We start from the raw sequence: 20,720 nt of genomic DNA, 5'->3' as shown, positions 1-20,720 counted from the left end.
GGAGTCGCTATGGTTAACCAACGATATGAATACACCATGACAATCGATGCTGAACGAACCTTGTCGGCAATTTATACCGTTATCCGCCAGAGTGCAGGGGATGATTACTTTCTCTATGAGAACCCTCCCTGCTGGTGTCTGGGACTGGGACGCGTGGCGACATTGCAGATTGACGCTGCCGGGAAGCAGGCGCTGGAGGAACAGGCTACCGGTGAACATCGTTATCCGATCAACGGTACGCTGGCTGATTGCGCGCGGCAATTTGTGCGCAATTACGCTGAAAAGGCACCGCGTATCTATGGCATGGCTGCGTTTAATTACGCCGCCCGGGTTCGTGGTTTACCTTTTACGCCGGGAACATGGCCGCTATTAAATCTGGTCATTCCCCGCTGTGAGTTGGTTTTTCAGCAGGGACAGGTGACGATTTATGCGCCGACAGAAGCGGAGTGTCAGCGGTTAAGCACGATGTTATGCGATATTAACGACCCGCCAAACAGGTCTGTCATGGCGGTGGATACGGCGCAATGCGGCGATGATTATCGCCAGCGTGTCGCGCGTGCGTTAGCGGAGATTGACGCAGGAGACTACGAAAAAGTGATTGTTTCCAGGATGCTGGCGCTGCCCGCTCCGCTGGATATACCTGCGACCTGGTGGCTGGGCCGGCAAAAGAATACGCCTGCGCGATCGTTTTTATTTCGCCTCGCAGAGCGAGAAGCAACGGGGTTTAGCCCTGAACTGGTGGTAAGGGTGGAACAGGCGCGGGCGATGACCGAACCGCTGGCCGGAACGCGCGCCCGTGCCGACAATGCGCAACAAAACGCGCAACAGCAGCAGGCGTTGATTTCAGATAGCAAAGAGATCGTTGAACATATTATTTCCGTAAAAGAGGCGATTCGCGAATTAAATCAGGTGTGCCGTCCGGCAAGCGTGGTCGTTAACGATTTAATGTCGGTACGCGAACGCGGTAGCGTGCTGCATTTGGGATCTCAGGTGAGCGGGCAACTGGGGGAGGGACAAGATGCCTGGGATGTTTTTGATGAGCTCTTTCCGGCTATTACGGCCTCCGGTATTCCCAAAACGGCAGCGCTGACGGCCATTCAGGGTTTAGAATCCGTTCCCCGGGAACTCTATTCAGGTGCCGTGATGCTCATTGAAAATCCGCACCGCTTTGATGCAGCCCTGGTACTGCGCTCTGCGTTTCAGGATAGCCACCGTCAATGGATACAGGCAGGCGCCGGGATTATTGCGCAATCCACGCCAGAGCGGGAGCTGACGGAAACGCAGGAAAAACTGGCGAGTATCGCCCCTTATGTGGTGGCTAAATGTTTTGTAAATAATAATCATTATTATTTACAAGATTAATCTGGTCATTAATATTACTCACATAAATGTGTCATGGGACTCCCCCTCCGTCGTTATGTGCCGGAGGGCGAATTGTGAGGATATTCGGCATGCAATCCACGCATCAACTTCATTCTTTGCAGCAATTTATTGAGATGGCGCAAAAGTGGGGATATGACTACGAAGTGGACACGCCCTCTGCGACGGCAACCCCGGCAGGCAGGCTTCCGCAATTCTCCGGGACGGTAAAAGCGGCGACGCTGCCTTATGGCGTGAACCTGTGTCTGAATGATATCTCGGTGCACAGCGACGATCATCGCTGCGGCGTCCTCGATCACTGCATGACCATTCTGTTGGTGCTGGATGGTGATTTGCCCCACTACCAGTTAGAGGGCGACGCACCGTTACAACTGGAAAAAGGCGTGGCGAAAGTGATTGTTGCCAAAGAGAAATGGAAACTCTGGTGTCGGAACCCCGGCGGCCATCGCTGCCGTAGCCTGGTTATTCAGGCCTCTCCGGAGCAGATTACGGAGCGGGCGTTGGCCAGCAAAGTGCGGAGTATTTTACATCAATGCGGAGTTTATGAATTTCCGGTCTCCGGACATATTATCGACCGTGCCAATGAATTGTTCTCTTTCTGTGAAAATTGCGTCACCGGGCGCCTGCAAACACATAGCTGCGTGTTGGATATTCTGGCTCAAAGCATTCGCGTGGTGGAGCAGCAAATACCGGCGGGCGATACGCTCGCCCCGGTACGCAATAGCGAGCGTATCCTGCGGATCCGCGATAAGTTGATTTCAGAACTGGACAATAGCCACTGCCTGTGTGATTTAGCCCGTGAAGCCGGTATTAGCGTCAGCACCCTGAAAAGCAAATTTCAGATCGTTGTGGGGCAGTCGGTGTTCACCTTTTTGCGTGAACAACGCCTGCTGCGCGCCCGGCAGGGGCTGGAGTCGGAAGGCTGGTCGGTTAAACAGGCAGCCTATTATGTCGGCTACCAGCATCCCAGCAATTTCTCCACCGCCTATCGCCGTAAATTTGGCCGTTCCCCGAGAGAGTATTTAAACGGGTGACTGGCTTTTGCCATACATGCTTTGGCTTTACTCATAGCTGAGTGGGCTAGGGGAATGAACCGTCTCTCCATACACTTGAAGTAGAAAGAAAAAAGCATATTTCGACGACTTCTTGCCTTAAGGGACGGTTATGTCAAAGACGCAGCAACGCGCAGATTTTCACATCAAACCTTTTGCTTTATTCGTGGGGGCGCTGCTTTCCGCCCCTGCAACCGCCGCCGGGATTCAGGAAGAGAACGAAGAGGCGGGAAAGGAATCGACCATGGTGGTGACCACTCGTAAGGTCAAAGAAGATCCGCAAAAGATCCCGTTGGGGATGAGTATTTTTGATCAACAAACCCTGAGTGACCGCCGTATCGATGACGTCGAACATCTGTTGCGCGATGTGCCAAACGTCAGTTTTAGTTCGCTGGGCGACGGGCGTTCGAGCTATATGTCTATTCGCGGCGTAGGGCCTGTCACCAAACCACTTAACTACGACGATACTTCAGTCGTAACCTATATTGATGGCGTGCCTCAGCCTTCTTACGCCTCCGATTGGCGCTTTCTTGATGTTGAACGTATTGAGGTGCTGCGCGGCCCGCAGGGAACGGTGTTTGGCCGTAATGCCCAGGCAGGGGCAATCAATATCACCACCCGGCAACCAGGCGATGAATTTGAAGGATACCTGCGCACCGAGGTGGGGCTGGATGAAAAATCACAGAATGTGGGGCAACTGACTGTTTCTGGGCCGTTGGTGGAACAGCGCCTGGCGGGACGTTTTTCCGCCGCTTACGCTAACCTGGGGCCCGATGTCGAAAACCTCGCGCCCGGCGGCGATTTGGGGAAAGTGGAAAATGGCGTCTTTCGCGGCTCGCTGGTGATGACGCCAGACGAGCTGACGCGGCTGGTATTCACCGGTTCCTACGAGCGTGACAATAATACGCCATCCAACTTCTTGCTAAAGAACACCTCGCGCTTTCCGGTTGTTGAGCTGGAGCCGAAAGGCTGGGTCAATCGCGATATTTCTGGCCTGTCCCTGACGGCGAACCGCCAGTTAGCGGATGCGCAGATTACATCGGTAACAGCATGGAATCGTTATAATTTTGATAACCTGACCAATAACTCGGAAGCGCTGACCTACAGTAAAGCCTTTAAGATGCCGCCATCAGCATTTGTCCCAGCGACAGACTGGAGCACCTACGATGAGAAACAGCAAAGTGTGTATCAGGAGCTGCGGCTGAGCAGTCTGGATGACGCCGATCTCTTGTGGGTTGGGGGGATAAATTATCTCTACGATGACTACACATTAAATACCGTGTATGAGTCGTCGTTTTTCGCCTCGACCAACGGCAAGCGGAATAACGACTACAGCACCACCAGCTATGCGGCATTTGGCGAAGTCACCGTCCCGCTGACCGATAAGCTAAAGGCTTCAGTCGGTGCGCGCTACACCCATGACCGCAAAACGTACAATGCACGCTATCGTTCAAACGGTTTCCCCGGCACGGTACCTGCTTTCAATCAGAGCGGCGTGCTGAATGACGATATGATCACTGGCCGTGCGGCGCTGGATTATGCGCTCACTGACGATTCGATTGTTTATATCAGTGCGGCGCGCGGTGCCAGAAGCGGAGGTTTTCCTGAATTTACCAACAATGCCGCCACCGGCAAAATGGATTCAGCGTATGACGAATCGACCTCCTGGAGCTATGAGCTTGGCAGCAAAAATAGTTTTTTTGGGGGGCTTGCCGAGCTGAATGCGGCGTTGTTCTACAACGACGTTAAAAACGAACACCTTTTAGCGATGGACTCATCCTCCTTCACTTTCGTGCCGAAAAACATGGATACCCGCAGCTATGGCGCAGAGATCGAAGGTTCGGTGAAGCTGGCGCAAAGCGTACAGCTCAATGTCGGCGCGGGTTATACCCATTCTGAATTACGCAATGTGTCTGATGAAGTCGCTGGAACGACTCAGGCGCGTAACGGCAACCGTGTACCGGCGGTGCCGCGCTTCAATACCAGCGTCACCCTGCAATACTACGATTCTGCCGCCTGGGCAGGTATGCCGGAAGCGAATCTGTTCGCGCTGGCACAGCATCAGTACGTTGGTGACAGACAGGCGGATGTTGGCAGTCATTTCAAGCTGGATGCTTATCAGATAGTCAACGCGAAAATAGGCATGGAGTTTGCCTGGGCGGATATTTATCTGTTTGGACAAAACCTGACCGATGAACGCCCACAGTATATTGGCTTGTATTACGGCCCGGGAGCGGAAGCGGTGAGCGTAGGCCACGGGCGGATCCTTGGCATCGGAACGCAAATTCGTTTTTGACCGTTTGTAATGGGTATGAATGATGAAAAGACATATTGCTATCGGGTTGTCGCTGTTTCTGTTCCTGGTGCTCGTCCTCACTGGCGTGCTGATGATAAGTGTTGTCGAGCCACCTGACGCACCCGCTACGCAAGAGGAAAAAACGCTGCGGGTGGTGATGCCCGGTAGCCAGAATGAAGGGCTGGATTTTGGCAAAGCCAGAACCTGGTATCCCTGGGTTATCGTGGGCAATGTCTGCGATACGCTGGTGGCGGAACGGGATGGCAAGTTGGTTTATCAACTCGCCAGTGAGATCACACCGAATACGGACGCCAGCCAGTGGACGCTGCGCTTACGCCCAGGCGTTCGCTTTTCCGACGGCAGCGCATTAACGTCGGGAGATGTTTTTGCCAGTTTGCAGTTTTTATCCCGCTCGATGGGTTTTGGCAGCTTTTTTCAGGATGTGGATTTTAAGGCCAGCCGGATTGTTGACGATCGAACCCTTACCCTGATGTTGACGCGGCCACGTGCCGATCTGGTCACGACGGTGCTTAGCGCCGCCAGCATGGTGTGGAAGCAGGGACAAGGCGACGCGCATATTCCGGTATGTAGCGGTGCGTATCGGGTTGCTCAATTCACCGCATCGGAAGGCGCGTTGTTAACCCGTAATCTGCACGCCTGGCAGCCTGCGCTCTGGTTCGACCGTATTGAAATTCGCCCATTGGGCGACCCGACGGCCAGAGTGAACGCATTGCTCAGCGGTGCGGCGGATTTCGCCTTTGATATTCCGGTGACGAATGCCAAACAGGTTACTGACAGGAAAGGGTTTCAGGTATTACGTAGCGGCGTGGCGAATGCCAGCAGTTGGTATTTCGCACTAAATAGCCGCGTGAAACCTTTTGACGATCGCCAGGTACGGCAGGCGCTTAAGATGTTGATCAATCGCCAGCAGTTCGTCGATGTGGTGCTGGGGGGGTACGGTTATGTGGGGAACGATGTTTTTGGTCAGGGGCTGACAGGCTATGACTCTACGCTGAAACAGCGCCAGCAGGAGGTTGCTGCGGCGCAGACGATCTTGCGTGAGAAAGGCGTCACGACGTTGCACATGTTGACGGCCGATTTGACGCCGGGGCTTAACGATGCTTCTGAACTGTTACGTCAACAACTGGCGGATGCTGGGATCACGCTGACGCTTGAGCGAGTCGAACCGGCGGACTATCTCAGTAGCCTCCCGCGATTGCATCAGGCGCAGATGATCGCCATGTTTGCGCTAAATCGCCCCTTTATCGCCACGCTGCCCATGCTGTTTGGCGCAGAGAACCCCTACAACTATGGCGGTTGGTATCCCCCGGAATTTGCCCAACGAGTAGAACAGGCGCGTACGACGCTTGAACGGTCATCGCAACAGCAACGGCTTAATCAACTTCAGCAACAACTGTGGGAAGAGGGACCGTATCTGTTATGGGGCTATCGTGATCAGCTTTCCGCCATGCGTGAAGGGTTTAGCGGCGTTGAACTCAGTCAGGGGATCCCGTTGTTTCGCCAGGTTCGCCCGATGACAGGTCAAGAGTGAGATGGCGCGGTTTCTTCTTTTCAGAACGGCGGGCCTGCTGCTGTTGCTCATGCTGGCGAGTCTGGTGATTTTTTTCAGCCTTGAACTGGCGCCGGGAGATGCGGCGGCCCAGGCGTTAGGCGAACGGGCCACGCCGCAAATGTTAACTCAGTTGCGCCACGAGTATGGGCTGGACAGCCCCGCTGGCGAGAGATATCTGCACTGGCTTTCAGGGGTATTGCACGGCAATGGCGGCTATTCGCTGCTCACCGACCTTCCCGTTTCGGAGGTGGTGATCCCGGCCGCACAGCGTAGCGCTCTGTTAGCCGCGTGTGCGGGGATGGTGATGCTGCTGGTCGGAATGGGGGCAGGGATGGTCGCCGCCGCGTACCGTGGTCAATGGCTGGACAAACTGCTCTCGGCGTTGGCGTTAATCGGCGTCAGTATGCCGGAGTTTATTGTGGCGACTCTGCTGATTTTGCTGTTTGCCGTTGGGTTGGGCTGGCTGCCTGCTATCTCTCTTGCGCCGCTTGACGCCAGTATCGCTGAGCGGTGGCGCGGATTAGTGCTGCCCGCGTTAACGCTGGGGCTGGTTGCTTCTGGCTATCTGCTGCGAATGGTGCGCGCTACGCTGTTGAACGTGATGACGTTACCGCATGTTACCAGCGCCCGGCTTAACGGTATTCGGGGCCGGGCGCTGTGGGGAGACCATATTTTACCCATCGCCGCCGGGCCACTTGCCCAGATTATCGCCTCGACGCTGCCTTACCTGTTTGGCGGGGCGATTGTCGTTGAACGCGTCTTTGGCTATCCGGGGATGGGTGAGCTGTTGCTTAACGCATTTCATGCCAGGGATACCGCTTTACTGCAAGGCATTGCGATGCTGCTGGCGTTGGTCACTGCGGCCTGCTGGTTTATGGCCGATGTGCTGGCGCGGGTAAGCGATCCCTGGCGGAGGCGCTAATGCGAAAAATACTCGTCCTGTTGATGCTGCTGATTTTTGTTGCGCCATGGCTCGCCCCGCTGGATCCGTATCGTTCCTCTGGAATGGCCTGGCAACCGCCGGACGGGAGATTCTGGTTTGGAACCGATGGGATGGGGCGGGATGTGCTGAGCCGAACATTAAACGGTGGGCGAATGATGCTGTTGCTGCCGCTCGTCGGAACGTTGTTGTCCAGCGCCTTCGGCGTCACGATGGGGCTTTTGCTGGCAGGGATGCCGGGGAGAGGGCGACGCGGTGTGGTGGCTCTGGATGCGGTTTTGATCGTGCCGCCCTTGCTGGTTGTGTTCATCGTCCTTTATGGGGTAGGCGCAGACTGGCGTTCGTTGCTGATTGCCTTGCTGTTATTGAACGTCCCGTTTACTGCCCGCTACATCCGTTCGCTTGCCGATCCGCTGCTGGACAGCGGCTATGTCGAGTCGGCTATTGCCGCCGGTGATGGGATGTTACGGGTGCTGTATCGCGAAGTTTTACCCGGACTCTGGTCCGGCATTCTGGCTGATGCGGGAATTCGTCTGGTTAGCGCGATGTATCTGATTGCTTCGGTCAGTTTTCTCGGCGTGGTGGTGCCGGGAACGCATGATGGCTGGGCGATGATGGTCCGCGAAGCATTACCGGGCATCATGCTTAATCCGTTAGCGGTGGTCGCGCCGGTGTTATGCATCGCGTTGACGGTCGTTATATTCAATCTTGGCGTGGACAGGTGGCAGCGATGATGGACTCTCCTTTAGTGCAAGTGAGGCAGTTGACGCTTTGCCGCGAGCAGGGCGAGCCTGTCCTGAATGACATTAATTTCACGCTCGCAGGCGGCAGCACGCTGGCGGTTATTGGCGACAGCGGTGCCGGGAAAAGCACGCTGGCGCGGGCGATTGTGGGGGATATCGCCCCGGGTATGCGTTGGGATTCGGGTGAAATCATCAGTTGCGGCTGCCGTCTGCGTGAGGCCAGCTCGCAGCAGATGGGGCGTCTGCGTGCGCGCGATACCGCCTGGCTTGGTCAGGATCCGGCGGCTGAACTGAACCCGGGCATGACGGTCGGCAGATTGTTAGATGAAATGCGCGTGCCAGATGCTGAGCCTCTTGAACAGATACTGGAGAGTGTCGGTTTACCCGGTGAAACGTATTTTTTGCGCCGTTTCCCGCATCAGCTTTCTGGCGGCCAGCGTCGCCGCGTAGCGCTGGCCAGGGTACTGCTGAAACGCCCCCGATTACTGATTCTGGATGAGCCTTTTGCCGGTCTGGATGATGCTCGTCGTCAGCAGGTGCTGCGCTTGCTGGCATTGATGCAACGCAGGTTGCAATTTTCTCTACTGCTGGTGAGCCACCATTTGTCGGGGCTGGAGGACATCGCTCAACACGTCCTGATCCTGAAGAACGGTAAACAGCACCAGTATGGTTCGTCGAAGCGCATTCTGTCTGCCATCGCTTCACCTTTTCCGCATCCTGCCTTCGCAGAGTGCCCCCACACAGACCAGCCGCCGCTGTTGCAGGTCAATAGCGTCAGCGTGGGGAGCCAGTCCGCACCGTTATTCTCGCCAGTGACGTTTTGCCTGCATCCTGGTGACAGTTTGCTGCTTCATGGCGAATCTGGCGTTGGAAAAAGCGCGTTTGCCAGAGCGTTGGTGGGGCTTAGCCCGGCAGCGATGGGCGAATGTAAACTTCGTAACGGCTTGTTAGCGCCGGAGGTTAGACGCCGCTCGCGGGAGCAAATCCGCGATATCGCGCTGGTTCCGCAAGATCCCGCCCGGACGCTTAATCCCTGGCGTACCGTTGCTCAGCAGTTGCAACAGGCGCGATATCGCTTTTCCGCCGCCCCCGACTCTTCGGTCGAAGGGTTGCTGCATCTGGTTAACCTTCCCTCTTCGTATCAGAGCCGGTTTCCGCATCAGTTATCCGGCGGCGAGCAGCAGCGGGTAGCGATTGCACGCGCCCTCGCTGGAAAACCTGCGCTGCTCATCTGCGATGAAGTGACTTCGGCGCTGGATGAGCAAAACCGTCTGAGCATTTTGCGTTTACTGGATAGTCTGCGTCGGGAACAAAACCTGGCGTTAATGTTGATTACCCATGATGTTGACGCAACCCGTCCTTTTTGCCGTCAGGTTCTGACATTGCGTCGAAGGGAGCAGGCTGCGGAGATGCCCAATAAGGAGAACAGGTTATGTCGATGATAACGCCTGATGAACAACAGACCCCGCCTCATGCGGATTACCGATTATTACAACCCGTTCGGGGTTGGATCGCGCTGGCGGTGATTTTACAGATAGTCTCTTCCGGTTTGGTGCTCGCGCCGTTGGCTGGATTAACGGAACTGGCGAAGGTGCTCGGCGCGTGGGGGCCAGGGCAAAGTGATGCTGCGTGGCGGATTATTGCGTTTTCGGGCCTGTGTCTGGCTGCCGGATTGGCATTGCGCGGGCTTGCTGATTTGATGACCCATCTGGCGGATAACGCATTTTCATTATGGATCCGCCGACAAGTCGCCCGCAGGCTCTCCGGCGCGCCATTAAGCTGGTTTAACCAGCACAGTAGCGGGCAAATTAAACAAGGAATTCAGGACGATGTCTCCGCCATTCACCATCTGGTTGCGCATGCTGGTTTACATTTTGCCAACGCGGCGGCGACCATGGCATTTGTGTACGGCTATCTCTTCTGGATTGACTGGCGAATGGCGCTGATTACCTTACTGCCGATTCCGCTGTTCTGGATGTTGTACCGCCGGGTGATGGCCGGAAGCCGGGCCAAAATGGCGGATTACGGCATCGCGCTGGGGGAAGTGAATCGTGCTGTTGTCGAGTACGTTCAGGGGATCCCGGTGGTGAAAACCTTTGGTCGGCAGGGAGAGGCGCACCAGGCCTATAAAAAGGCGGTTGATGATTTTCGCGATTTTTTCCTCGACTGGGTTCGACCGCTGATAAAACCAGAAACGCTTGCCAGCGTGGTGATTGCGCCGATTACGCTGTTATTGCTGGTGCTGAGTTTTGGCACGTTATTTATCTCGCTGGGCTGGATTGATATCTGGCAGCTTTTGCCTTTTGCCGTCGTCGGGCTGGGGATCGCGATCCCCGTGACCACGTTAGGGCAAAGCGCCCAGTCGTTACAAATGGCCAGCGGTGCATTTGAACGGCTGGCGGCGTTGTTGTCTATCCCCCAGCAAACGGTGGTGCGAAATGGGCTGAAAGCGAAGGGAAACCACGTGGTATTTGATCGTGTGAGCTTTGCTTACGACGCTAATCACCCGATCCTTGATGGTATTTCACTGGCATTGCCTCCGGGCAGCGTGACGGCGGTGGTTGGCGCTTCAGGCGCCGGAAAATCGACCCTTGCGCGTTTGCTGCTGCGTTTTGCTTCGCCGACCAGCGGGCAGATAACCCTTGGCGGTGAGCCTCTGGAACAACTGGACACCGACAGTTTGTACCGCCAGGTTGGATTTGTTTTTCAGGATGTCCGGCTGCTTCGCATCAGCATTTTCGACAATATTACGCTCGGTAACCCATCAGCAACGGAAACGGAAGCGATCGCGGCGGCGAAAGCGGCCAATATTCACTCGCGTATTCTTCAATTGCCCCGTGGATATCAATCTGTTTATGGCGAGGATGCGCTGCTTTCCGGCGGTGAAGCGCAGCGTCTGAGTATCGCCAGGGCGTTGCTGCTTAACCCGTCCATACTGGTGCTGGATGAGGCGACCGCACAGGCTGACGCGGAATCGGAAGCGGCAATCCAGAAAGCGCTTTCCACGCTGATTTCGCAGAAAAAAGACACCGTGGTGTTGGTTATTGCGCACCGGCTGGAGACGATTGTCAACGCAGACAATATTGTTGTGCTCGCGTGCGGGAACATTGTTGAACAGGGAACGCATCAGGCGCTGCTCTCCGCGAAGGGAGAGTATGCCCGCATGTGGCAGGCCCAGGTTTGTCCTGCCCAGGAGGTGCTATGTTAGTGACCCGGCTTTATCACCTGCTGGGCGAGGAACACCGCGCGGTATTGAAACGCTATCTCATCCTGATGGTGGCCTGTTGCGTTGTGCAGGGCCTGACGTTCGCGATGGTCGTTCCTGTCATGCAATCCTTGCTCACTGGCGATAGCGTGATGGCGGCGATGTGGTTGATTCCCCTCGGCGCAGGAACGCTATTAACCGGATATCTGAACTATATCTCAACGCTGGGAGGGTTTCAGGTTGCTATTACGTTGCTAAATACCTTGCGTCATCGAATTGGCGATGGTGTTGCTTCGTTGCCGCTGGGCTGGTTTTCTCGTGCGAATACCAGTCGTCTGGGGGCGTTGCTGAGCCAGGGGGTGATGGAAATCCTGGGGTTGCCTGCGCATCAACTGACACCATTAATGCGGGCGACGCTCACACCGCTGGTGATTGTGGCGGTGATGTTCTTCTTTAACTGGCGGGTCGCACTGATCGCGGCTGCCGTTTTTCCGTTGGTCGCGCTGGTTTACTGGTGGGCCGGAAGGCTGGGAAGAGCCGCCGATCGTACGGTGCATGCTGCAACGGCGGAAGCCAGCGATCGGATGGTGGAGTTTGCTCAGAATCAGCAAATCTTACGTGCATTTGGCTGCGGTGAAAAGGGCTATACCCAATTTGATGCGGCGTTGGTTGCGCAGCATCGCGCCGGATCCCGGCAGCTCTGGCTGGTGCTGCCGCCGCTGCTGGCGAATGCCTGGCTGGCACAGCTCAGTTTTCTGACGCTGATGGCGAGTGTGGTCTGGCTGGCGCCTGATAGCAGCGGTTCACACCCGTTAGCCACCTTAACTGCCTTGCTGGTATTGATTAACCGGATTGTCGACCCGCTGACGGAGATTGCCTCCTACGGGGCGGGTATTCGTATGGCTTCGGCACAAATGGATGCGGTGGAAAACGTCTTGTCACAACGTCCGTTGCCGCAGCCTGCTCAGCCGTCGCCTGACCCGACTCGCCATCACATCGAATTACGCAATCTCACCTTCGGTTATTCACCGGAACGGCCGGTGTTGCAGAATATCTCCGTGACGTTGCCTGAAAATACAACCACCGCGCTGGTGGGCGTTTCTGGTTCGGGTAAAACAACGCTCACCCGGCTGATTGCGCGATTTTTCGATCCAGATGAAGGCGGTATTTTCATTGGCGATACCGATGTGCGACAGCTTTCGACGGCGCAGTTGATGCAAATGATCTCGCTGGTGTTTCAGGATAATTATCTGTTCAGCGGTACGCTGCGGGAAAATGTGCTGATCGGCAATCCGGACGCCAGCGATGACGATCTTGCTCAGGTTGCTACTCTGGCGTGTCTGGATGAACTGGTCGGGCGGTTTAAGGATGGGTGGAATACGCAGGTGGGGGAAGGGGGAGGATTGCTCTCCGGGGGCGAACGCCAGCGCGTTGCGATTGCGCGGGCATTACTTAAAAACGCGCCCATCCTGCTGCTGGATGAAGCAACAGGCGCGCTGGATGCCGCCAACCAGGCGGCTATTACGCGTGGTCTACAGATGCGGCACCATTGCTGCACGATGCTGGTGATCGCCCATCAACTCCCGACTATCCAGAATGCCGATCTCATTCTGGTCCTTGATGATAAACGCATTGTTGAGCAGGGAACGCATGAACAACTGCTGGCGGCAGAAGGGCGTTATGCGGCGTTCTGGCAGGCGCGTAGGGAATCTGAAGGGTGGCGTTTGCGTAAAACCGTGAGGTGGCAACATGAGCGACAAAATCTTTGATAGCCACAGCAGCCAGGACTGGCCGCTGGCCGATGTTGATTTGACGGATCTTAATCGCTTTTGCGAGGGGTTCCCGCATCCCATTTTTGCACAACTGCGCCGCTATCCAGGCCCGCTGTACCATCCCCGAACGCCGCTGACTCCCGATAACGAGGGGTTCTGGGTTCTGAGCCGCTATCAGGATATTCTGGCGGTGGCAAAAGATATCAACACGTTCTCATCCGAAAGCGGCGGCGGCAGAGAGGGCGGTGGAACGATGATTGAAGATTTACCCCGAGCGGTGGGGCCCGGATCGGTCATTAATATGATGGATGATCCGCGACATAAAGCGCTGCGCAGGCTTATTGCGCCTGCGATGTCCAATGCGACCATCGCAGTACTCGAACCGGTATTGGCACAGGCGGCGCATGACGCCGTGATGCAGTCCTTATCTAAAGGAGGTGGTGATTTTGTTGCAGATATTGCAGCGGAACTGCCGATGTTTGCTATCGCCAATCTGGTTGGTATCCCGGCTGAAGATAGACAGAAGATTTTTGGTTGGATTAATGCGGTTCTCGATTATTCCGATCGTCAGCTGGGTGAAAGCAGCGCCAGTAGCCAGCAGGCGATGCAGCATTTTATGGCCTACAGCCAGCAGTTTGTGGAGAGTAAGCGCCAGTGCCCCGGCCAGGATATTGTGTCACGGGCGGTGATGGAGGCTTTACCCGGAGGCCTGGGGCGTTTGACGGCAGTCGAGCAGCTTATGATTTTCAATGTGGTGATGGTTGCTGGATTAGAAACGACCCGCAACGCAATCGCTGGCGGTATTCTGGCGTTTATTCACCATCCGGCGCAATGGACCCGGCTACAGAACTCTCCAGAGTTGATGGGCCCGGCGCTGGAAGAGATTCTGCGCTGGACTTCACCCACACCCTATAACCGTCGCACGGCAACGCGGGATGTGCTGCTGGGCAATCGCCTGATACGGGAAGGGGAAAAAGTGACGCTGTGGTGGGCATCGGCCAATCGTGATGAGGCCTCTTTTGACCATCCTGAGGATTTTGATATAGGGCGTACGCGCAATCCGCACCTGGCTTTTGGTTCCGGCGGCCATGCCTGCCTCGGTGCGCAACTGGCCAGACTGGAAATTCGCCTGATTATGCGGGAACTGTTGCCGCGGGTGTCGGGTTTCGAACTGGCCGGGGCGGTTGATTGGGTCAGAAGTAATAAACATACGGGGATTCGCCGGATGCCTGTGCGTTACTTAACGAAGAATTCGCATGGCGGGTGAAAAGCGAGCGCCATTTGGCATTTATGTATTGGGAAGTGTTTTTACGCTAACTTGTTGAATAGTAAAAATGTAGCGGGTGTAGATAAACATGAAAACAAGAATTTGGCTCCTCTGACTGGATGCAGGTTTTGTTGTAATTTATTGAATTTTATGAGGATTGTAGCCATAGAGCAACCTCCGGTATGTGGTATTTAAATTCCACCACCGAAGAGACCAATCTTGCGGGGGGTGAACTGAACGGAGTTGGTCTTACCGACCATACCTACACCGGCGCACCTTACGGTGCCCCCGCTCAGCCCACCATAGAGGTATAGCCGAGCGCACGACATAAAAAAGACGATATGTCGCAGGTATGATATTCAGGAGACCAATCCTGGCGCCTGATTTTGCAGGTGCGGCGCACCAATACAATGCGGGTAACGGGTGACAAGCGGTTTTAACGAAAGTCTGCTGACTGTGCTTAATATACTCACACCAGAGATAATCAAATAAAATACAATTGGTTGGTAAATATTACTGGCTAATATATTCATGGCTGGAGTGTTTTGAGCGAAACATAATCAATCCCGAAAAATTATTCTGCCCACTCATCAGTACCATTGATATCAATCAAAAAAATGAATACAGAAAGGGAGTATTTCGTTTCATACAGTAACACTGCTTATCATTTCGTCCGGTACTGTGCGATCAGGCTTACTTAACCCTCTGCCACAATGCCGGTTCCCGCAGGATAAGGTTTTATCTGCATCAGGGGGAGGGGGTCGTGTCATTAAAAGGACTGCGTTTTACGCTGGAAGTGGACGGGCTGGGACCTAAAACTTTCGCCGTGGTGGGTTTTCAGCTTAAACAGCGCCACTCGTTCCCATTTGTACTGGATGTGGACGTTGCCAGTGATTCTTTCGGACAGATGGCAGAAGACTTGCTGGAGAAAAACGCCACCCTGACTATCTGGCAGGGCAACACGGTTCAGCGTTATGTCAGCGGTATCGTCACCCATTTCGGGATGAAGGAGTATAACGGCTGGCAGATGTGTTATCACCTCACCATCACACCGCCTCTCTGGCGCAGTGGGCTGCGGCAGAATTTCCGTATCTTTCAGCAACAGGATATCCAGACCATTTCCGCCATGCTGCTGGATGAAAATGGCATCACTGACTGGAAACCGCTGTTTTATGAAGACCATCCGGCGCGGGAATTCTGCGTTCAGTACGGCGAGACGGATCTGGCATTTCTCACCCGCCTGTGGTCGGAAGAAGGCATTTTCTTTTTCGACCGCCCCGACGCTGACAGCCCGGCGCAGACGCTGACGCTGTGCGATGACGTGGCCGGATTATCCGATGCGGGTGAACTGCCGTTCAATCCGAACAGTTCACAGGACGTCTCCATCCTCTGTGTCAGTACTTTCAATTACCAGGCACAAATCCGCCCCTCTTCGGTGGAAACCCAGGACTACACCTTTAAGGTGCCGCAGTGGCCCGGCTATTACAGGCATCCCGGTGAAAACCTGAACGGTCAGTTCAGGCAGTACGAAGTTTTTGATTATCCTGGGCGTTTTAAGGATGAGCTGCACGGCCAGGATTTTGCCCGTTACCAGATGGAAGGCTGGCGCAACAATGCGGAAACCGCCTCCTGCATCAGTAACTCACCGGCGCTGTGGCCGGGTGCCACCTTCAGTCTGACCGGGCATCCGATCGGGGCACTTAACCGGAAATGGCAGGTGGTGAGCAGTGTTCTGACGGGCAAACAGCCGCAGGCAATGAAAGGTGGCCGGGGATTAGGCACCACAATGGACAACCAGTTTGAGGTTATTCCCGCCGACAGAACCTGGCGACCACAACCCCGGCTGAAACCAAGAGTGGATGGCCCGCAGTCTGCCGTTGTTACCGGGCCGCCGGGTGAAGAGATTTTCTGCGATGAACACGGGCGGGTACGGGTTCACTTTCACTGGGACCGTTATCACCAGGAAACCGAGGACAGTTCCTGCTGGATACGGGTGTCGCAGCCCTGGGCGGGGGCCGGATTCGGGCATCTTGCCATTCCGCGGGTGGGCCAGGAGGTGATTGTTGATTTTCTCAATGGCGACCCCGACCAGCCCCTGATTATGGGGCGTACGTACCACGAAGATAACCGCTCGCCGGGACGTTTGCCGGGCACCAAAACGCAGATGACCATCCGTTCCAAAACCTATCAGGGCAGCGGCTTTAATGAGCTGCGCTTTGAGGATGCGACGGGACAGGAGCAGGTCTATATCCATGCCCAGAAGGATATGGACACCGATGTACTGAATAACCGTACCACTGATGTTACCGCCCACCACCGGGAAACCATCGGCGGCAACCAGCTTATCACCGTGAAGCAGAACCAGATACAGACGGTGGTACAGAACCAGAAAGAGACCGTGGGGCAAAACCAAAGCATTACCGTTGGCCTGAACCAGGCTGAAACGGTGGGTATTGCCCGCGCACTGACAGTGGGGGTGGCATACCAGACCACGGTGGGTGGCGTGATGAACACCTCGGTGGCGCTGACGCAGTCCTCGCAGGTGGGGATACATAAATCGCTGCTGGTGGGTAAAGGCTATGACGTCAGCGTCGGGGAAAACGTCACCTTTACGGTGGGTAAAAGTAAAACCGAAAGTACCGGAAAGGTGGCGGTCTATTCTGCCGGGGAACATCTGGAACTGCGCTGTGGCCAGGCACGGCTGGTGCTGACGCAGGACGGCAAAATCTTTCTCAACGGCACCGCCATTAATTTACAGGGTGTTCAGACCTTAAGCGGTGATGCGCTGATGATTAACTGGAACTGCGACGCGGCGGAAGACCCGCCGAAAGCGCCGGAAGAAAGCAGCAGTCCGCCGCCGGATATGCGGCAGTACTGATTAAACAGCATCACAAATTGGTAACACAGGGCAGTAAAGCAAAACAATAAGCCAGATAAAAGAAGGACAGGTGTATGAGCGGAAAACCGGCGGCGCGTCAGGGCGATGGCACCATGAAGGGCGGCCCGATAATCCAGGGCTCGGCGGGGGTGATGATTGGCGCACCGACTGGCGTGGCCTGTTCGGTGTGTCCGGGCGGCATGACCTCCGGCAACCCGGTTAACCCGCTGCTGGGTGCGAAAGTACAGCCTGGCGAAACCGATTTCGCGCTACCCGGCCCGTTGCCGTTTGTGCTTTCACGTACCTACAGCAGCTACTGCACAAAGACGCCCGCCCCCGTGGGGATATTCGGCCCCGGCTGGAAAGCCCCCTTTGATATCCGCTTACAGCTCCGCGACGGGGAACTGATACTCAATGACAACGGCGGGCGAAGCATTCACTTTGACCCGCTGTTTCCCGGGGAAACCGCCTTCAGCCGCAGCGAGTCATTCTGGCTGGCGCGGGGCGGCGTGCTGAAACTGCATGAAAGTAATCCGCTGCATATGCTCTGGCAGACACTGCCGGAAGATATCCGCCTCAGCCCGCATATTTACCTGGCGACCAGCAGCCTTCAGGGGCCGTGGTGGATACTGGGCTGGTCTGAGCGCGTGCCCGCCACGGATGAGGTGCTGCCCGCTCCGCTGCCGCCGTACCGGGAGCTCACCGCACTGGCGGATAACTTCGGGCGGGTAATGGCTTTCCATCGCGAAGCCGCAGGCGATTTTGCCGGAGACATCACCGGGGTGACTGACGGCGCAGGCCGCCGCTTCCGGCTGGTGCTGACCTCGCAGGTACAGCGGGCGGAGCAGCAGCGTAAACAGGCTGCATCCCCAAAACAGCCCCTCTTCCCGGACGCGCTGCCCACCACAGATTACGGTACTGACAGCGGCATCCGCCTGGCCGAAGTGTGGCTGACCCATGACCCGGAGTACCCGGAAAATCTGCCCATAAGCCCACTGGCACGTTATGAATATTCTCCGCGTGGTGAACTGGTGATGGCGTATGACCGCAGCGGTACGGCGGTGCGTGGTTTTGCTTATGACGCAAAATATCCGGGGCGGATGACGGCACACCGTTATGCAGGCAGACCGGAGATACAGTACCGCTACGATGCGTCGGGCCGCGTGACGGAGCAGATAAACCCGGAAGGCTTAAGCTATGCCTACGTTTACGAACGGAATGCCATCACCATTACCGACAGCCTGAACCGTCGTGAGGTATTGCACACCGAAGGCGAAGGTGGGCTGAAACGCGTGGTCAAACAGGAACGCGCAGACGGCAGCACCACCCACAGCGACTACGACAACGCGGGCAGGCTGCTGGCGCAGACCGATGCGGCTGGCCGTAAAACAGAATACCGGCTCAGTCCCGGCTCCGGACAGCTAAAAGAAATCATCATGCCGGACGGCAGACGCACGGAACTGTATTACAACAACCAGCGCCAGCTGACCAGCACTGTGTACCCGGACGGGCTGCAAAATAAACAGGAATATGACGACTACGGCAGGCTGACGGCGGAAATCCTGCGCAACGGCAGCACAACCCGCTATTTTTATGATAATCCGCGCAGCGAATATCCCTGCGCTACGGAAGATGCCAGCGGCAGCCGCAAACAGATGCTGTGGAGCCGCTACGGGCAGTTGCTCACCTTCATCGACTGCTCCGGCTATGAAACCCGTTACGAATATGACCTTTTCGGTCAGCTAACGGCAGTACACCATGAGGAAGATCTCAGCGTTTACCGGATTTATGATAACCGGGGGCGTTTAACCGCTGTAAAAGATGCGCAGAGCCGTGAAACACGCTATGAATACAACGTAGCGGGCGACCTGATGGCGGTGATAACCCCGGACGGTAGCCGCCGCGAAACCACCTTCGATGGCAGAGGTAACATCCTCAGCACCACGCAGGACGGCCTGATACGCCGGATGGAATATGACGCCGCAGGTCGCGTGACACAACTGACCAACGAGAACGGTAGCCACACGACGTTCACTTACGATGTGCTGGACAGGCTGACACAGGAAACCGGCTTTGACGGCAGAACGCAGCGTTACCGCTATGCCGCCACCGGGCAGCTTGTCCGCAGCGAAGATGAACGTCTGGTCACGCTCTGGCATTACGACGAATCAGACCGTCTGACACACCGCACGGTTAACGATGAACCCGCAGGGCAGTGGCGTTACAACGAGCGCGGTTGGCTGACAGAAATCAGCCATCTCAGTGATGACCACCGTGTCGCCGTTCACTATTGCCATGACAAACAGGGCCGCCTTATCAGCGAGCGCCAGACGGTGCATTCCCCGGAAACGGAGGAACTGCTCTGGCAGCATGAAACCCGGCATGATTACAGCGACAAGGGATTGCTGTATCGCGTCACGCCGGATGCGCTTCCCCCGGTGGAGTGGCTGACTTACGGCAGCGGGTATCTGGCGGGTATGAAACTCGGCGACACGCCGCTGATGGATTTCACCCGCGACCGCCTGCACCGAGAAACGCAGCGCAGCTTTGGCAATTACGAACTGACCACGGCCTACACCCCCGGCGGTCAGCTACAGAGCCATCACCTTAACAAACCGCAGCTTAACCGCGACTACCTCTGGAATACCGGCGGGCAACTGGTCCGTATCAGCGGGCAGAACGAACAGCGTGATTACCAGTATGGCGAAGCCGGGCGGTTGTTCAGTACGCATATCAAATCCGCACACCACGACCTGGAACAATGGTCCTTTACCGACCCGGCAGGTAACAGGATAGCAGCGAGGGACAAATACCCGATGCTGCCGGGCATCTGGCCGGATAACCGTATCGGCCAGGATGTGGATAATTTTTACCATTACGACGACTACGGCAGACTGGTGGAAAAAGACGAACGCCACGCCCGTCCGCAGGGCAGTCTGTCCCACCTTTATGGCTATGATAACCAGCATCGGCTGGCGCACTACCGCCAGATGCAGCAGGGCAATGTGCTGGCAGAAAGTCGCTATATTTACGATCCGCTGGGGCGTCGTATCGGTAAGCGGGTATGGAAGAGCCAGACTGAACGAGACTCCAGCGGAGATGCGTATCTCTGGATGAACCCCACACCGGAGGCCACCTGGTATGGCTGGGATGGCGACAGGCTGACCACCACCCAGACGGACGCCACCCGTATTCAGACGGTGTATCTGCCGGGGAGCTTTACGCCATTGCTGTGTGTGGAAACCCCGGTGGCGGAACTGGCGAAAGCGGTACGCCGCACGCTGGCGGAGAAACTCCAGCAGGATGCAGGAATGGTGTTTGTGCCGGAACTGGTGGCGCTGCTGGATAATCTGGAGCGGGAGCTAAACGCCGGTCAGATTAGTGAGCAAAGTCAGCAGTGGCTGGCACAGTGTGGTCTGACGCCGGAGCAGATGAAAAACCAGATGGAGCCGGAGTACACGCCGGTAAGGAAAATCCACCTGTACCACTGCGACCACCGGGGGTTGCCGCTGGCGTTAATTGATGTTCGTGGCGGGATCGCATGGAGCGCAGAGTTTGATGAATGGGGGAATATGCTGCGGGAGGATAATCCCGATAATCTGCAACAGCTTATC

12 protein-coding genes are annotated in these 20,720 nt (G+C 55.9%); all 12 read left to right on the top strand.

Going from position 1 to position 20,720, the window contains the following annotated elements; genetic code table 11:
• The first annotated feature begins 9 nt into the window (after window positions 1-9).
• Window positions 10-1,362: a salicylate synthase gene (locus ACLW56_RS19835; protein ID WP_330985433.1), complete on the top strand. Its 1,353-nt coding sequence runs from the start codon at window positions 10-12 to the stop codon at window positions 1,360-1,362.
• An 89-nt stretch (window positions 1,363-1,451) separates the two neighbouring features.
• Window positions 1,452-2,414 (top strand): AraC family transcriptional regulator, encoded by a 963-nt coding sequence (locus tag ACLW56_RS19830; RefSeq protein WP_330985432.1) that lies wholly within the window; start codon window positions 1,452-1,454, stop codon window positions 2,412-2,414.
• Window positions 2,415-2,544: 130 nt separating this feature from the next.
• Entirely contained in the window at window positions 2,545-4,728 is a 2,184-nt protein-coding gene (locus tag ACLW56_RS19825; RefSeq protein WP_330985431.1) for a TonB-dependent receptor, read from the top strand.
• A 22-nt stretch (window positions 4,729-4,750) separates the two neighbouring features.
• Window positions 4,751-6,280 carry an ABC transporter substrate-binding protein gene (locus ACLW56_RS19820; RefSeq protein ID WP_330985430.1) on the top strand — a complete coding sequence of 510 codons (1,530 nt, stop codon included), beginning with the start codon at window positions 4,751-4,753 and terminating at the stop codon, window positions 6,278-6,280.
• Window position 6,281: 1 nt separating this feature from the next.
• Window positions 6,282-7,223 carry an ABC transporter permease gene (locus ACLW56_RS19815; RefSeq protein ID WP_330985429.1) on the top strand — a complete coding sequence of 314 codons (942 nt, stop codon included), beginning with the start codon at window positions 6,282-6,284 and terminating at the stop codon, window positions 7,221-7,223.
• Window positions 7,223-7,975, top strand: coding sequence for an ABC transporter permease (locus ACLW56_RS19810; protein ID WP_330985428.1), 753 nt, complete (start codon window positions 7,223-7,225; stop codon window positions 7,973-7,975). The genes ACLW56_RS19815 and ACLW56_RS19810 overlap by 1 nt, the downstream gene beginning before the upstream one ends.
• The gene (locus ACLW56_RS19805; protein ID WP_330985427.1) at window positions 7,972-9,426 is read left to right on the top strand and encodes an ABC transporter ATP-binding protein; all 1,455 of its coding nucleotides are present in this window, start codon (window positions 7,972-7,974) and stop codon (window positions 9,424-9,426) included. Before ACLW56_RS19810 ends, ACLW56_RS19805 begins: the two co-directional genes overlap by 4 nt.
• A complete protein-coding gene (locus ACLW56_RS19800; RefSeq protein ID WP_330985426.1) occupies window positions 9,417-11,192 on the top strand; it encodes an ABC transporter ATP-binding protein in 1,776 nt (591 codons plus the stop codon). Before ACLW56_RS19805 ends, ACLW56_RS19800 begins: the two co-directional genes overlap by 10 nt.
• Window positions 11,186-12,958, top strand: coding sequence for an ABC transporter ATP-binding protein (locus ACLW56_RS19795; protein WP_330985425.1), 1,773 nt, complete (start codon window positions 11,186-11,188; stop codon window positions 12,956-12,958). The genes ACLW56_RS19800 and ACLW56_RS19795 overlap by 7 nt, the downstream gene beginning before the upstream one ends.
• A complete protein-coding gene (locus ACLW56_RS19790) occupies window positions 12,939-14,228 on the top strand; it encodes a cytochrome P450 (protein ID WP_330985424.1) in 1,290 nt (429 codons plus the stop codon). Before ACLW56_RS19795 ends, ACLW56_RS19790 begins: the two co-directional genes overlap by 20 nt.
• A 763-nt stretch (window positions 14,229-14,991) precedes the next feature.
• Window positions 14,992-17,106, top strand: coding sequence for a type VI secretion system Vgr family protein (locus ACLW56_RS19785; RefSeq protein WP_330985423.1), 2,115 nt, complete (start codon window positions 14,992-14,994; stop codon window positions 17,104-17,106).
• Between the two features lie 74 nt (window positions 17,107-17,180).
• On the top strand, window positions 17,181-20,720 hold a 3,540-nt coding region (locus ACLW56_RS19780; protein ID WP_330985422.1), incomplete at its 3' end, for a DUF6531 domain-containing protein.

The sequence above is a fragment of the Pantoea sp. sgz302252 genome (assembly GCF_047713085.1).
Classification (GTDB): Bacteria; Pseudomonadota; Gammaproteobacteria; order Enterobacterales; family Enterobacteriaceae; genus Scandinavium.
The sequence above is the reverse complement of the archived record's forward strand: the minus strand, read 5'-3'. Positions and strand labels throughout refer to the sequence as shown.

Bases quoted from the DNA above. Each gene is read 5' to 3' on its own strand.
- ACLW56_RS19805 (WP_330985427.1), top strand. From the start codon at position 7,972: ATGATGGACTCTCCTTTAGTGCAAGTGAGGCAGTTGACGCTTTGCCGC.
- ACLW56_RS19830 (WP_330985432.1), top strand. From the start codon at position 1,452: ATGCAATCCACGCATCAACTTCATTCTTTGCAGCAATTTATTGAGATG.
- ACLW56_RS19835 (WP_330985433.1), top strand. From the start codon at position 10: ATGGTTAACCAACGATATGAATACACCATGACAATCGATGCTGAACGA.
- ACLW56_RS19810 (WP_330985428.1), top strand. From the start codon at position 7,223: ATGCGAAAAATACTCGTCCTGTTGATGCTGCTGATTTTTGTTGCGCCA.
- ACLW56_RS19820 (WP_330985430.1), top strand. From the start codon at position 4,751: ATGAAAAGACATATTGCTATCGGGTTGTCGCTGTTTCTGTTCCTGGTG.
- ACLW56_RS19800 (WP_330985426.1), top strand. From the start codon at position 9,417: ATGTCGATGATAACGCCTGATGAACAACAGACCCCGCCTCATGCGGAT.
- ACLW56_RS19815 (WP_330985429.1), top strand. From the start codon at position 6,282: ATGGCGCGGTTTCTTCTTTTCAGAACGGCGGGCCTGCTGCTGTTGCTC.
- ACLW56_RS19795 (WP_330985425.1), top strand. From the start codon at position 11,186: ATGTTAGTGACCCGGCTTTATCACCTGCTGGGCGAGGAACACCGCGCG.
- ACLW56_RS19825 (WP_330985431.1), top strand. From the start codon at position 2,545: ATGTCAAAGACGCAGCAACGCGCAGATTTTCACATCAAACCTTTTGCT.
- ACLW56_RS19790 (WP_330985424.1), top strand. From the start codon at position 12,939: ATGAGCGACAAAATCTTTGATAGCCACAGCAGCCAGGACTGGCCGCTG.